Here is a 13,944-nt window from a genome sequence, read left to right as displayed (position 1 = left end):
GCGAGCATGCGACCGGAACCGGACGGCATGGACACCGCGACGCCCGCGGTGGTGTTCAAGCTGGACCCGAACGTGCTGCACCACGGCGGGCTCGGGCTGATCCGCAGCCTGGGTCGCGCCGGGGTGCCGGTGTACGCGGTGCACGAGGACCCGATGGCGCCCGCCGCGCACTCCCGCTACCTGCGGGGACGCTGGTGGTGGCGGCCGGAGCTCGCCGACCCGGAGCGGATCAACCTGGGGCTCGCGGCGCTGGCGGAACGGCTCGGCAGGCCAGCGGTGCTGTTCCCCACCGACGACGCCGCCGCGATCCACCTGGCCGAGCACGGCGCCGCGCTGCGGCACTGGTTCCGCTTCCCGGATCCGTCGCCGGAGCTGCCCCGGGAGGTCGCGGGGAAGTTCACCTTGCAGGACGTGTGCCGGGACCTGGACGTGCCGACGCCGCGCGCGGAACTCGTGCGCACCAGGGCGGAGGCGGCGGAGTTCGCGGCGGAGAACGGCTTTCCGCTGGTGGCGAAGCTCGCGACGCCGTGGACGTCCGGTGGCCGCGCGAAGGTGCGCAGCACGTCGATCCTGCGTTCCCGCGCGGAACTGCTGGAGATCGCCGAGGTTTGCGAGTCCCAGGACGCGGGCCTGCTGATGCTGCAGGAGTACGTACCTGGCGGCAGCGGCAACGACTGGTTCTTCCACGCCTACCGGGGATCCGCCGGGTGCCGTCCCGCTTTCACCGGGGTGAAGCTGCGGTCCTACCCGGCGCACGCCGGGCTCACCACGCTGGGCCGGTGCGCGTCGAACACGGTGCTGCGCACCCAGGCCTCGGAGTTGTTGCGGCGCTTGGACTTCCGCGGCATCGCGGACCTGGACTTCCGGTTCGACAGCCGCGACGGCACCTACCGGCTGCTCGACTTCAACCCGCGGCTCGGCGCGCAGTTCCGGTTGTTCCGCGACTCCGCGGGCATCGACGTGGTGCTCGCGGCCTACCTGGACCTGACCGGGCAGCCGGTGCCGGAGGGGATTCCGCCGGTGGGGCGCCGGTTCCTGGTGGAGAACTACGACCCGATCGGCGCGCTGGGCTACTGGCGCCGCGGCGACCTGGGGCTGCTCGGGTGGGCGCGGTCGTTGTGGGGCGTCGACGAGATGGCGTGGTTCGCCCGCGACGACCTCGCGCCGTTCGCGCTGATGTGCGGGTGGATGGGACGGCGCGCCCTGACGCGGCGGTTCGCACCGCGCCCCAGCGTGCAAGTGGTGGAACCGCCGCGCTTCCGCGAACGCGCGGAGCGGGACGCGAGAACGGGGAATCGGCAGCGGCGACGGTCGCCGTATGCGCTCAAGGAGGGTCACTGATGAACGACACCGTCGACGTCGCCATCGTGGGCGCCGGTCCGTACGGGCTGTCGCTGGCTGCGCACCTGCGGGCCGGCGGCGTGAGCTACCGGCAGTTCGGCATCCCGATGGACCTGTGGCGCAGCAAGATGCCGCGCGGGATGTTCCTGAAATCGCAGGGGTTCGCCTCGAACCTGTCCGACCCGGACCGCTCGCACACGCTGCGGAACTTCTGCCAGGAGACCGGCCGCGGCTACGCCGACTACGGCGTGCCGGTGTCCCTGGAGACCTTCACCGCCTACGCCGACTGGTTCCGCGACCAGCGCGCGCTGGAAGTGGAGCAGGTGCTGGTCACCGATCTGGATCGGCGGGCGGGCGTGTTCGAGCTGGAACTGGCCGACGGGGGCCGGGCGAAGGCCCGCTCCGTGGTGGTCGCCGCCGGGGTCCAGCACTTCGCCCGGACCCCGGAGGTGTTCGCGGACCTGCCGCCGGAGCTGTGCACGCACAGCTCGGAGCACACCGACCCGGCCCGGTTCGACGGCGCCGAGGTGCTGGTGATGGGCGCCGGTCAGTCCGCGCTGGAGTCGGCGGCGCTGCTGCACGAGAACGGCGCCTCGGTGCGCCTGATCGCCCGCGCCAGGGACGTGGCGTGGAACGGCAGGCCGTTGCTGCCGGACCGGCCGCTGCTGCGGCGGATGCGGGAACCGGAGGCGGGGCTCGGCTCGGGCCTGTCCACCTGGTTCTACTCCGAGCACCCCGACCTGTTCCGGCACCTGCCGGAGGGGCAGCGGGTGTTCCGGGCGCGCACGGCGCTCGGCCCGGCCGGGGCCTGGTGGCTGCGCAGCCGCGTGGAGGGCGTGTTCCCGGTGCACGTCGGGCACACCGTGGACTGGGCGAAGACGGTCGGCGAGCAGGTCAAGTTGGGGGTGCGCACCTTCGGCGGCGGCGGTCGCGAGTTCACCGCCGACCACGTGCTGTGCGCCACCGGCTATCCGCCGGACCTGGAGCGGTTCGGGTTCCTGAACCCGCGGCTGCGGTCCCGGCTGCGCACCTTGGCGCGGACGCCCCGGGTGGACGCCCACTTCGAGTCCTCGGTGCCGGGCCTGTTCTTCGTCGGTGCTTCGGTGGCGCCGAGCCACGGGCCGGTGATGCGGTTCGTCTACGGCTCGGACCACGCGGTGCGGCGGGTCAGCGCGAGGCTGTCGTCCTCGGCGCCGAAGAGCCGCGTCCCCGCTGGAGCCGCCGGATGAGCATCGCCGACCTGCGGTCCGGCCCCGGCCCGATGTCGTGCGCGCTGCGCTCCCCGGTGCGAACCGGGGAGCGCGCGGCGCCGCGGCTGCTGCCGGTGGTGCTGTGGCCGGTGGTCGACGCGGTCACGTTGACCGTGGCCGCGTTCGCGATGGGAGTGCCGGGACCGCCCGGCGCGCTGTACGTGGCGGTGGTGCTGGCGGTGCTGGCCGCCGACGGCGGGCAGCGGCTGCGGATCTGCCTGCGCGTCGGGGACCAGGTCCCGCGGCTGGCGCTGGCCGCCGCGGTGCCGGCCCTGCTGCTGGTGCCGTGGACCGGATCCGGGTGGCTGGCACCGGCCGGAGCGGGTGCGCTGGTGCTGGCGCGCGGCGCGGGCGGCGCGGGAGTGCGCGCGGCGCACCGCCGGGGCCTGCTCGTCGAGTCGGTGCTGATCGTCGGCGCCGGTCCCGTCGGGACGCGGATCGCCCGCGCGTTGCGGGAACACCCGGAGTTCGGTCTGCGACCGGCTTTCCTCGCGAACGGACCGGCCGGGGACGGGACACCGGTGCTGGGGCGTCCGCAACGCCTCGGTGAGCTGGTGGTCCGCCACCGGGCCACCCGCGTGATCCTCTGCGCCGGGGACACCGACGCGGACCTGGTCGCGATCGTGCGGGACTGCCGCCCGCTGCCCGCCGACGTCTACCTGGTGCCGCGCCTGCCGGAGCTGGGCGTGGCGGTGCCGCAGCGCTTCCTGGACGAGGTCTGGGGAGTGCCGCTGGTGCGGCTGCGCCGCTTCGCGCACACCCGCGCGGCGGTGCGCGCGAAGCGGGCGTTCGACGTGGTCGTCGCCGGCGCGCTGCTGGTGGTGCTGGCACCGGTGCTGCTGGTGCTGGCCGCGGCCGTGCGCCTCGGTGGCGGCGGGGCGGCGCTGTTCCGGCAGCGCCGCGTCACCGGCGCCGGCCGGTCGGCCACCGTCGTCAAGCTGCGCACGGTGCCGGTCGGCGCGGAGCAGGGCTGGTCGGTGTGCGCCACCGACACGACGGCGCTGAGCCGCTGGCTGCGCGGCACCCACTTCGACGAGCTGCCGCAGCTGGGCAACGTGCTGCGCGGCGAGATGTCCGTGGTGGGGCCGCGCCCGGAGCGGCCCTGCTACGCCGAACGATTCGCCCGCGAGATCCCGCGCTACCGCGACCGGCACCGGGTGCGCGGTGGCATGACGGGGTGGGCGCAGGTGCACGGCCTGCACGGGGACACCTCGATCCCGGAACGGGCCGAGTTCGACAACCGCTACATCGAGAACTGGACGCCGTGGCTGGACGTGGTGGTCGTGGCCAGGACGGTCGGCATCGTGCTGACCACCGCTATGGGGGGAGGACAGCGATGAAGGTTCTGCACGTGATCACCGGTCTGGCGGTCGGTGGCGCCGAGCTGCAGCTGAGGTCGATCCTGCAGCACACCAGGCACGAATCGGAGGTGCTCGCGCTCTACAACCCTGGTGACGTCGCAGAGATGATCATCGGGGACGGTGTCCGGGTCCGCGACCTGGGCATGACCAGCAACACGCAGCTGAGCGCGGTGCTGCGGATGCGGGCGCTGATCCGCGAGGGCGGCTACGACGTGGTGCACACCCACCTCTACCGGGCGTGCGTCTACGGCAAGCTCGCCGCGCGCCTGGCCGGTACGCCGGTGGTGGTCGGCACCGAGCACTCGATCGGCGAGACGCACTTGGAGCGCAGGCGGATGACCGCCGGGGTCCGCGGGCTCTACCTCGGCACCGACGCGTTCGCGCAGCGGACGATCGCGGTCTCGGAGACGGTCGCCGACCGGCTCGCGAAGTGGGGGATGCGCGGCGACAAGATCAGCGTGATCCCGAACGGGGTGGACTTCGGCCGCGTCAGCTTCGACCCGGCCGCCCGCACGCGGGTCCGCGCGGAGCACGGCATCGACGAGCGGGCCCACGTGATCGGCGTGCTGGGCAGGCTCGACCCGAACAAGCGCTTCGACATGGTGATCGAGGCCGCGGCACCGCTGCTGGGCGAGGGCGCGAAGCTGCTCGTCGTCGGTGGCGGCGCCGAACGGGAGAAGCTGGAGGCGCTGGCCGCGGAGCTCGGCGTGGCCGAGCACGTGGTGTTCGCCGGTGAGCGCCACGACGTGTCCGCGATGCTCTCCGCGTTCGACCTGTTCGTGGCGTCGTCCGCGCAGGAGACCTTCGGGTTGTCGGTGCTGGAGGCGCTGGCCAACGGGATGCCGGTGCTCTACACGACGTGCCCGGCGCTGGAGGGCGTGCGGACCGACCGGGCCCGGCGGGTTCCGGGCGACGTCGAAGGCATGCGCAAGGAGATCACCGCCGAGGTCACCGACCGGCGCCCGCGCGGCGACGTGCCGGTGATCCGCGATCTGTACGGCATCGAGGCCGTCACCGGCCGCATCGATGATCTCTACGAACGGCTGCACTCCAGGACTCGGCGCGGGTCGGGGACGAACCGGCCGCTGGCCGCGGAGCAGGGCGGGGGTGCGCGATGAGGGCGCTGGTCACCGGAGCCGCCGGGTTCATCGGCTCGCACCTGGTCGAACACCTGCTGGCGGAGGGCCACACCGTGCTCGGCGTGGACGACCTCAGCACCGGCAGCAAGGCGAACCTGCCGGAGGACGCGCCGGCGTTCCGCTTCGTGCAGGGCACCATCCTCGACGGTTCCCTCATCGACGACCTCGTGTCCGAAGTGGACGTCGTGTTCCACCTGGCGGCGGCGGTGGGGGCGTTCGTCATCCAGGAACGCACGCTGCGCAGCCTGCTCACCAACGTGCACGGCACCGAGAACGTGCTCGATTCCGCGCACCGCAACGGAGTCCGGGTGCTGGTGGCCTCCACCAGCGAGATCTACGGCAAGAACACCAAACCGGGCCTGTCCGAGACCGACGACCGGCTGATCGGCTCACCGCTCAAGACCCGCTGGACCTACTCCGAGGCCAAGGCGATCGACGAGAGCCTGACCTGCTCCTACGTCCGGGAACTCGGATTGGACGCGGTGATCGTGCGGTTGTTCAACACCGTCGGGCCCCGGCAGACCGGTCGCTACGGCATGGTCATCCCGCGGCTGGTCGGCCAGGCGCTCAACGACCGGCCGCTGACCGTGTTCGGCACCGGGCACCAGGTCCGCTGCTTCTGCCACGTGCTCGACGTGGTGCCCGCGCTGGTGCGGCTGGTGGACCTCCCGGGGGCCAACGGGACCGCGATCAACCTCGGCAGCACCGAGCAGGTGTCCATCATGGAACTGGCGACGAAGGTGCTGGAGCTGACCGGGTCGAACGCCGGCGTCGTGAAGATGTCCTACGAGGACGCCTACGGGCCCGGTTACGAGGACCTGCAACGCCGGGTCCCGGACTGCGCCAAGGCGCGGGCGCTGATCGGCTTCCAGCCCACCCGCACGCTCGACGACATCGTTCGCGCCGTCATCGACGAGCAGACGCGCGCAGCGCAGGTCGTGTCGGCGTAGCGGAGGCGACATGCACGACGACGGGGTGCGGGAGGGCGAACGGGATGATGTGGCGACGGGTGCGGGGCCCGCTGCGGGCGGGGCCGCGGGCGGTGGGCTCGGCGCGAAGCTCACGACGTGGTGGCGTCGGCTGCGGACCGGATCCGGGGAACCGGAACCGGAACGGGACGACCCGCCGCCGTGGGACCTGGACCGGGCGCGGAGCCCCCGCGCCCGGCGCGTGCGCCACTTCGGCGGGTCGATCTGGTTCATCGCGCTCATCGCGATCGCCGCGCTGCTGGTGGTCGTGATGGCCGCGCCGCGCATCATGTCGCCCGCGAAACCCGGCACGCTCGTGGTCGCCTCGCTGCCGTTCTGGAACCTGGGCAACGGGACGGCGACCGTGGTCGCCAACCGGGACTCGGTGAACGAGGTCTCGCCGTGGATCTACGGTCTCGGCGACGACGGCGCCATCACCCACCAGTTCCCGCCGGAGCGGACCGCCGAGGTGTCCGAGCAGGTCGGCAAGCTGCGCGACGCTGGCGTGCCGGTGGTGGCCTCGCTGGCCAACATCACCGACGGCCGCTGGGCCTACGCGCCGGTCGCGAAGGTGCTGCACGATCCGCGGCTGCGGGAGCGGCACGTGCGGGAGATCGTCGAGCTCGTCGAACGGGAGGACTACGCGGGCATCGACATCGACTACGAGAACCTGCGCTCCGGCGACCGGGAGGTGTTCAGCGCGTTCGTCACCGAACTCGGCGCCGCGCTGCACGCCGAGCGCAAGACGCTGTCGGTCGCGGTGTTCGCGAAGGCCAGCGACGCCGGCTACGACGAGCGCAACGTGGCGCAGGACTTCGCCGCGATCGGCCGCGCCGCCGACCAGGTCCGGCTGATGGGCTACGACTTCCACTGGGGGACCTCGCCGCCGGGGCCGGTCGCGCCGATCGGCTGGGTGCGCGACGTCGTGCAGTACGCCAAGACGCAGATCCCGCCCGAGCGGATCGTGCTGGGCGTCCCGCTCTACGGCTACGACTGGGTCGGGAACCAGGGCGCCAACGTCACCTGGCTGCAGGCGTTCCAGCTCGCCACCCAGCACCGCGCGGAGACGCACTACGACCCGGTGAGCCAGACCCCCTGGTTCCGCTACACCGACGAGCGGGGCCGCGAGCACGAGGTGTGGTTCGAGAACTCGGTCAGTTCCAAGGCGAAGTTCGAGGTGGCCCGCGGGTCCGGAATCCGGGGCGTCTACCTGTGGATGTACGGCTACGAGGACACCGCCACCTGGAACCGGGTCGCGGAAAGCCTGCCGGTGGACGAATGAGGGGGACGGTGCTGTGATCCCGTGGTGGGTGCTGGCGATCGCGGTCTTCGGCGCGAACTTCACGCTGTGGGGCCTGATCGGGCTGTTGCGGGTGCTCGACGGCTGGCACGGTTCGCTGCGCACGCGGATGCGCCCGCGCAAGGCCGAGGTCACCGATCTGCAGGCGCATCGCGAGAAGAAGGCGCAGCCCGGCAGGCACCGCCTGCGGCGGGCGACGAACCTGGAGCTCACCGACGTCGCGGTGCTCATCGCCGCGCACAACGAGGAGCTCGTCATCCGGGAGAGCCTGCGGGCGATCACCGCGTTGATCCCGTTGAAGCAGGTGCACGTCGTGTCCGACGGGTCTTCGGACCGCACCGTGGAATTCGCCCGCCGCGCCGGGGTGAACGTGATCAGCACCGAGGAGAACGTCGGCAAGGCGGGCGCGTTGCAGGTCGGCATCCGCCGGTTCCGGCTGGTCCGCCGGTACCGCCTGGTGATGCTGCTGGACGCCGACACGCGCGTCGAGCCGGGCTACTTCACCGCCGCGCTCCCGCTGTTCGACGATCCGGACGTGGTCGCCGTCGCCGGGTGCGTACGCACCTCGTGGCGGGACCGGTCGTTGTCGTTCGCGGGCAGGCTGGTGGCGTTCCACCGGCAGCGGATCTACTCGATGACGCAGTACCTGCTGAAGTTCGGTCAGACCTGGCGCCACATCAACGCCACGCACATCGTGCCGGGCTTCGCCAGCCTCTACCGCACCGACGTGCTGCCGAACATCGAGGTGAACCCGCCGGGACTGGTCATCGAGGACTTCAACATGACCTTCGAGGTGTACCAGAAGCGGCTCGGCAAGGTCGGGTTCACGCCGTCGGCGGTGGCGGCCACCCAGGACCCGGGCACGCTGCGCGACTACGTGCGCCAGTCGAGGCGGTGGTCGCTCGGGCTGTGGCAGACGGTGCGCAGGCACCCGCCGAAGCCGAACCTGTTCACCGCGATGCTCTCGCTGCTGCTGCTGGAGCTGCTCACCAGCAGCATCATGCTGGTGCTGCTGCCCTTGGTGCTGCTGGTGCTGCTGATCCCGGAGCTGGCGGCGGGCGCGTTGGCGGTGCCGTGGTTCGCCGGGACCTACGAGGCGGTGTCCGGGTACCTGACGATTCCCGCGCTGCTGCTGGGAATCGTGCTGCCGGACCTGCTGCTGACGTGCGTGGTGACGCTGATCCAGCGGCAACCCCGGTTCCTGCTCTACGCGTGGCTGTTCCTGCCGCTGCGGGTGCTGGATTCGGCGATCGCGCTGTCGTCGCTGCCGCTGGCGTGGTGGTCGAGGTCCAACGGCCGGTGGAGCAGCCCGCGCCGCCACAGCATCGACCCGGAAGCGGAAAGCCCCGGCCTGGACACGCGCGTCGGGTGAGCCGCCGGGATTCACCCGGTTCTCCCGGTCCTGTCCGGTGTCGCTCCCGCAGTTGGATGAGGACTTCCGCGCGGCCGGGCGCGACGGTGAGGGGGTGAACGTGCTGCGGCTGCTGATGGTGGACGACCACCTCATGCTCACGGAAGCGTTGAGCGCCCGGCTCTCCGACGGGGGTGACATCTGGGTGGTCGGTCGCTGCGCCACCGACGATCCGAGGCTGCCCGCGATGGTCGACCGGTTGCGCCCGGACGTCGTGACCATCGACGTGGACCCGGTGACCTCCACCGGGGACCTGGTGGAGGCGGTGCTGCTGCGGCGCCCGGCGGTGCGGGTCGTGGTGCTCACCGGCGGGCTCGACCGGCAGCGCGCGGTGGACGCGGCCCGGGCCGGTGCGGCCGGGTGGGTGCCGAAGGAGTGCGGCGTGGAGGAGCTGCTGACCGTGCTGCGCGGCGTGTGCGCGGGCCACGCCTGGTTCCCGCCGGAAGTGCTCGGCGAGATCCTGCTGCGGCTGCGGGAGGACGTGGTGCGCGCCGGTCGCCGGGACGGGCCGCTGGACGTGCTCAGCGACCGGGAACGCGACGTGCTGCGCGGCATGGTCGACGGCAAGCGCGGCACCCGCATCGCGGAGGAACTGCGGATCTCCGTGGAGACCGTCCGCACCCACACCCGCAGCATCCTCGCGAAGCTGCGGGTGCACTCCCAGCTGGAGGCGGTGAGCGTGGCCGCCGCCGCGGGTCTGCGCACGAACCCGGCCGCACCCGGCCCCGCCGGGGCACTCGCCCCGCCGGATCCCCGATGAGCCGCAGGCGACGCGTCGCCACGATCATCACCAGGCTCGAAGGCGGCGCGGGGGTGATGGCGCTGCGCGGCGCGCAGGGGCTGGATCCGCGCGAGTTCGACGTCACCGTGATCACCGGCAGCGGCGGCCGGTTGCTGCGAGAAGCGGCCGAGGCGGGACTGCCGGCCGTGCTCGAACCGGCGCTGCGCGCGCCGATCGCTCCGGGCCACGACCTGCGTGCGCTGCGGCGGCTCACCGCGCTGCTGCGCCACGGGGAGTTCGACGTCGTGCACACCCACTGCGCGAAAGCCGGGGCGCTCGGCCGGATCGCGGCCCGCCGGGCCGGGGCGGGCCGGATCGTGCACTCCTACCACGGTTTCCCGTTCCACGAGTTCCAGCGCGCACCGCGCAGGCGGGCGTACCTGGCGGTGGAGCGGGCGCTGGGCGAGGTCACCGATGTGGCGTTGTGCGTCGGCACCGGGGTGGCGGTGGAGGCGGTGCGGTGCGGCCTCATCGCCCCGGAACGAGTGCGCACCACCGGCGTCGCGGTGCGCCCGGTCGAGGTCCGCCCCGGCCACGCCCGCCGCGCGCTGGGGCTGCCACCGGCGGCGACGGTCGTCGGCGCGGTGGGCAGGCTCGTCTACCAGAAGGCCCCGGAGGACTGGGTCCGCGCGCTGGCGGTGCTGCGCGGGCCGGACGTGATCGGCGTGTGGATCGGCGACGGGGAGCGCGCCGCGCGGGTGCGGGCGGCGGCGACGCGCCTCGGCGTTCGCGTCGAGCTGGCCGGGGACCGCGCGGACGCGGCGGAACTGGTGCAGGCGTTCGACGTGTTCGTGCAGTCCAGCCGCTACGAAGGCCTGCCGCTGGCGGTGGTGGAGGCGATGAGCGTCGAGGTGCCCGTGGTGGCGACCGCGGTGAACGCGATCGGCGACGTCGTCGTGCCGGGCGTGACGGGGCTGCTGGTGCCCCCGGCCCGTCCGGACCTGCTGGGCTCCGCCGTCGAGAGCCTGCTGGCGGATCCGGGCTGGGCGGCCGGGCTCGCCGCAGCGGCCCGCGCTCGGGTGGCGGGCGTGCACACCGAGGCCGCGCTCGCGGCCGACCTGGCCGCCGCTTACCTGCCGGACCCGGTGACTCCGCCCGCTAGCGGGGCAGGGCCGCCCGGTGCCGTGGTGGAGCTACCGGCGAACATCCGTGACCTGCGGTGACCGTCACCCCCTGAAGGAATGAGACTGCAACGAGCGGACACCCCGGCCGCGACGACCCGGTTAGCACGGCCGGCGCGGATCCGGCCACGTCATCTCGGAGCGGAGGGGAGCGGTGGTGCGAACCGAATCCTTGCCCGCGCCTGCACCGCCGGGAGCGGAGCGGTGCCTGCGCGGCTTGCTGCACGACCTGGGGCACGGCTTGGCGGCCGTCTCGTACTTGGCCGAGGGGATGCGCGCCGACGGTGAGCTGCCGCCCGCGGCGACGGACCGCCTGGACGCGATGAGCCAGGAACTGGCGAGGCTGCTGGACCTGGTCGCTTCCGGCGCGGTGCCCGCCGAACCGGCCCCGGTGGAGCTGCACGGCCTGCTCGGACGGCTCGCCACCGCCCGCGCCCGCGCGGACGCGCCGACGCCGGTGGTGCGGCCGGGGGCACCGGTAGCGGTGCGGGCGGACGCGACCGCGGTGTGGCGGATGCTGTCGAACCTGCTGGACAACGCGATGCGGGCGGCGGGGCCGGGCGGCGTCGTCGAGCTGGGCGTCACCTGCCATCCGGCGGGGGAGCCGGGGGGCGGCACCGCGACCGTGGAGATCGTCGACGACGGGCCCGGTTTCGGCCGCGGGCCGGACGGTGCCGCGGGTCTCGGACTGGGCATCGTCACGGGTTTGGCGCAGGAATGCGGGGCACGGCTGCACCTGGACCCGGCTCCGCTGCGGGGAACGCGGGCGCGGCTGGTGTTCCCAGCGGCCTGACACCGGTCGGTACGGCGAGGTACGGCGACGATGGGGGAGTTCGATGGGGGACGGTTCAACGCGGGTGCTGCTCGGCGACGACCACACGATCTTCGTGGACGCGCTGGTCGCGGCGCTGTCCGCGCGCGGCTTCCCGGTGGTCGGCACGGCGGGTTCGCTCGCGGGCACGGTCGCGGCGGTCCGCAGGTTCGCACCGGACATCTGCCTGCTCGACCGGTTCTTCGGCGACGGCGACGGCGTGGCGCGGTTGGGGGAAGTCCGCGCCGCCGGGCCCGGCACGAAGATCGTCGTGCTCACCGCGGACGGCGACGCGCACGTGGTGCGCGGCGCCTTGTCGGCGGGCGCCGCCGGATACGTGAACAAGATGTGCGGCTTGGAGATCCTGGTCGACGCGCTCCATGCGGTCGCCGCCGGGGAAACCGTCGTCTCGTTGGCCGCGACCAGGGTTCCGCCGCAGCAGCAGCGCGGCGACGCCCTCGACGCCCGCAAGCTCGCCTCCTACCTGACCGCCCGGGAACGCGAATGCCTCAGCCTGCTCACGGAAGGTGCGCAGACGGCGACGATGGCGAAGTCCCTCGGCGTCTCCCCGACGACGGTCCGCACCCACGTGCAGGCGGTCCTCACCAAGCTCGGCGTCCACTCCCGCCTCGAAGCGGCCTCCCTAGCCCTCCGCCACAACCTCCTCGAAACCCGCACGCTCGCCGGTCGGTGAGCGCCGCGCGCGGAGCGAAGAGCCCAGCGTCCCCCTCACCGCCGGATCGGCGTCCCGAGCGGGCTCCGCCACGGGAAGCTCGCCGTGCTGGCGAGAGGAGCGCTGAGCGCCCGCGGTGGTGCCGGCGCGGGCCGGGCCGTCAGGGCAGGACGGCTTCGACGAGGTGCGGCCCCGGTTGCGCGTGGGCGTTCTCGAGGGCGGCGGTCAGTTCCTCGCCGGTGGTGGCGCGCACCGCGGGGACGCCGAACCCGGTGGCCAGCGCGACCCAGTCGACGGCGGGGGCGCCGAGGTCGGTCATGCCGGTCGCGGCCGGCCCGGGGTGGCGGACGCCGGCTCTGCCCAGTTCGGCCTCCAGGATGCGGTACCGGGAGTTCGCGCAGATCACCGTCGTCACGTCGAGCCGTTCGCGCGCCTGCGTCCAGAGCCCCTGCACCGTGTAGGCGGCGCTGCCGTCGGCCTGCAGGTTGATCACCGGGCGGTCCGGGCAGGCCAGCGCGGCACCGGTGGCCACCGGGATGCCCATGCCGATCGCGCCGCCGGTCAGGCCCAGCTCGGTGTGCGCGGGAGCGGCGGTCGCCACCGCCGGGTACGCCGCCGCCGCGGTGACGCCCTCGTTCACGATGATCGACCGGTCGGGCTGGCTGAGCGCGATGGCGGTGGCGACGGCCTTGGCGTGCAGTTCGCCTTCCGGCGCGCGCGGCGCGGGCCGTTCCCGCACCGGCGGCTCGATGCTCGTGGCGCCGGTGGCGTCGGCGACGGCGCCGAGCGCGTCGACGGCGTCCTCGTCGAGGTCGGCCAGCGCGTGCACCTGGACGTGCGCCGGCACCGGAACGCTCGGCTGACCCCGATATCCGAAGAACGCCACCGGAATGCCGGTGCCGACCAGCACCAGGTGCGTGTAGCCCTCCAGCGCGGCGAGGGTGTCCTCCGGGAAGTACGGCAGCGACCGCACCGCGGGCACGTCCGGGCCGCGCTCGATGCGGGACGGGTTGCGCTCGGCGAACACGTCGCCGCCGGTCGCCGCGGCGATCCGGGCGCCCAGCCGGATCCCGTCCGCGCCGAGCGCCGCCCCGCCGAGCAGCAGAGCGGGACGCCCCGGCCCGGCCAGCAGCTTCGCGATCCCCGAGACCCGTTCGCGGTCCACAGTGGCCGGACCCGGTTCCGGTGGCACGGCCGCGGGTTCGCCGCCGTCGTCCCACATGTGGTCCGCGGCGGCGATCAGCGTGGCGGGCATCCGATCCCGCAGCGCGGCCTGGCGGGCGGCCAGGAACTCCGATGCCGCCGCGGCGGCCCCGCTGGTGCGGCCCACCCAGCCCGACACCGGGCGGGCCAGCGAGTCGATGTCGCTCGCGAGCGGGGCGTCCGCGGCCTGGTGCCAGGTGGCGTGCTCGCCGATCACGTTGATGACGGGCGTGCGGGCACGTCGGGCGTTGTGCAGGTTGGCGATGCCGTTGGCGAATCCCGGGCCGAGGTGCAGCAGCGTCATCGCGGGCCGTCCGGTCATCCGGGCGTACCCGTCGGCGGCGCCGGTCACGACGCCCTCCGAGAGGCCGAGCACGGTGCGGATCCCGCCGACCGAGTCGAACGCCTCCACCAGCGGCAGCTCCGTCGTGCCGGGATTCGCGAAGCACACCGGCACACCCGCTTCCCGCGCCGCCGCGAGCAGGCTTTCCGCACCGTTCACGCCCATCCCCTTCCGCCGACGTTCCCTCAGGTCATGCTGAACGTGGTCGGCCTCGCGGACAAGCGTCAGGGGCCTCGGTAAGG

12 protein-coding genes are annotated in these 13,944 nt (G+C 73.5%); 11 read left to right on the top strand and 1 reads right to left on the bottom strand.

Annotation, left to right across the window (positions count from 1 at the left end; genetic code table 11):
• Positions 1-6: 6 nt before the first annotated feature.
• From OOZ19_RS07110 to OOZ19_RS07060, 11 genes are all read left to right on the top strand, one after another.
• A complete protein-coding gene (locus tag OOZ19_RS07110) occupies positions 7-1,341 on the top strand; it encodes a carboxylate--amine ligase (protein WP_266089210.1) in 1,335 nt (444 codons plus the stop codon).
• Positions 1,341-2,570: an NAD(P)-binding domain-containing protein gene (locus tag OOZ19_RS07105; protein WP_266089209.1), complete on the top strand. Its 1,230-nt coding sequence runs from the start codon at positions 1,341-1,343 to the stop codon at positions 2,568-2,570. Before OOZ19_RS07110 ends, OOZ19_RS07105 begins: the two co-directional genes overlap by 1 nt.
• A complete protein-coding gene (locus OOZ19_RS07100) occupies positions 2,567-3,931 on the top strand; it encodes a sugar transferase (protein WP_266089208.1) in 1,365 nt (454 codons plus the stop codon). The genes OOZ19_RS07105 and OOZ19_RS07100 overlap by 4 nt, the downstream gene beginning before the upstream one ends.
• The gene (locus OOZ19_RS07095; protein WP_266089207.1) at positions 3,928-5,070 is read left to right on the top strand and encodes a glycosyltransferase; all 1,143 of its coding nucleotides are present in this window, start codon (positions 3,928-3,930) and stop codon (positions 5,068-5,070) included. The genes OOZ19_RS07100 and OOZ19_RS07095 overlap by 4 nt, the downstream gene beginning before the upstream one ends.
• Positions 5,067-6,041 (top strand): NAD-dependent epimerase/dehydratase family protein, encoded by a 975-nt coding sequence (locus tag OOZ19_RS07090; RefSeq protein WP_266089206.1) that lies wholly within the window; start codon positions 5,067-5,069, stop codon positions 6,039-6,041. The genes OOZ19_RS07095 and OOZ19_RS07090 overlap by 4 nt, the downstream gene beginning before the upstream one ends.
• 10 nt (positions 6,042-6,051) lie before the next feature.
• A complete protein-coding gene (locus OOZ19_RS07085) occupies positions 6,052-7,341 on the top strand; it encodes a glycosyl hydrolase family 18 protein (RefSeq protein WP_266089205.1) in 1,290 nt (429 codons plus the stop codon).
• Positions 7,342-7,354: 13 nt separating this feature from the next.
• Positions 7,355-8,731 (top strand): glycosyltransferase family 2 protein, encoded by a 1,377-nt coding sequence (locus OOZ19_RS07080; protein ID WP_266089204.1) that lies wholly within the window; start codon positions 7,355-7,357, stop codon positions 8,729-8,731.
• A gap of 52 nt (positions 8,732-8,783) precedes the next feature.
• A complete protein-coding gene (locus OOZ19_RS07075) occupies positions 8,784-9,530 on the top strand; it encodes a LuxR C-terminal-related transcriptional regulator (RefSeq protein WP_266089203.1) in 747 nt (248 codons plus the stop codon).
• The gene (locus OOZ19_RS07070) at positions 9,527-10,714 is read left to right on the top strand and encodes a glycosyltransferase (RefSeq protein WP_266089202.1); all 1,188 of its coding nucleotides are present in this window, start codon (positions 9,527-9,529) and stop codon (positions 10,712-10,714) included. The genes OOZ19_RS07075 and OOZ19_RS07070 overlap by 4 nt, the downstream gene beginning before the upstream one ends.
• 115 nt (positions 10,715-10,829) lie before the next feature.
• Entirely contained in the window at positions 10,830-11,465 is a 636-nt protein-coding gene (locus OOZ19_RS07065) for a sensor histidine kinase (RefSeq protein ID WP_266089201.1), read from the top strand.
• 43 nt (positions 11,466-11,508) lie between these two features.
• On the top strand, positions 11,509-12,177 hold the full coding sequence (locus tag OOZ19_RS07060; protein WP_266089200.1) for a LuxR C-terminal-related transcriptional regulator: 669 nt from the start codon (positions 11,509-11,511) through the stop codon (positions 12,175-12,177).
• 139 nt (positions 12,178-12,316) lie between these two features.
• On the opposite strand, the gene OOZ19_RS07055 is transcribed toward OOZ19_RS07060, so the two are convergent.
• Complete coding sequence (locus OOZ19_RS07055) at positions 12,317-13,867, bottom strand: acetolactate synthase large subunit (RefSeq protein WP_266089199.1); 1,551 nt, start codon at positions 13,865-13,867, stop codon at positions 12,317-12,319.
• Between the last annotated feature and the right edge of the window lie 77 nt (positions 13,868-13,944).

The sequence above is a fragment of the Saccharopolyspora sp. NFXS83 genome (assembly GCF_026241095.1).
Lineage (GTDB): Bacteria > Actinomycetota > Actinomycetes > Mycobacteriales > Pseudonocardiaceae > Saccharopolyspora_C.
This window is presented reverse-complemented; position numbering and strand designations above follow the sequence as displayed.

What these genes read in the sequence shown, in the direction of transcription:
- OOZ19_RS07055 (WP_266089199.1), bottom strand. Translation starts at nt 13,867, where the DNA reads ATGGGCGTGAACGGTGCGGAAAGCCTGCTCGCGGCGGCGCGGGAAGCG.
- OOZ19_RS07090 (WP_266089206.1), top strand. Translation starts at nt 5,067, where the DNA reads ATGAGGGCGCTGGTCACCGGAGCCGCCGGGTTCATCGGCTCGCACCTG.
- OOZ19_RS07070 (WP_266089202.1), top strand. Translation starts at nt 9,527, where the DNA reads ATGAGCCGCAGGCGACGCGTCGCCACGATCATCACCAGGCTCGAAGGC.
- OOZ19_RS07095 (WP_266089207.1), top strand. Translation starts at nt 3,928, where the DNA reads ATGAAGGTTCTGCACGTGATCACCGGTCTGGCGGTCGGTGGCGCCGAG.
- OOZ19_RS07105 (WP_266089209.1), top strand. Translation starts at nt 1,341, where the DNA reads ATGAACGACACCGTCGACGTCGCCATCGTGGGCGCCGGTCCGTACGGG.
- OOZ19_RS07100 (WP_266089208.1), top strand. Translation starts at nt 2,567, where the DNA reads ATGAGCATCGCCGACCTGCGGTCCGGCCCCGGCCCGATGTCGTGCGCG.
- OOZ19_RS07060 (WP_266089200.1), top strand. Translation starts at nt 11,509, where the DNA reads ATGGGGGACGGTTCAACGCGGGTGCTGCTCGGCGACGACCACACGATC.
- OOZ19_RS07085 (WP_266089205.1), top strand. Translation starts at nt 6,052, where the DNA reads ATGCACGACGACGGGGTGCGGGAGGGCGAACGGGATGATGTGGCGACG.
- OOZ19_RS07110 (WP_266089210.1), top strand. Translation starts at nt 7, where the DNA reads ATGCGACCGGAACCGGACGGCATGGACACCGCGACGCCCGCGGTGGTG.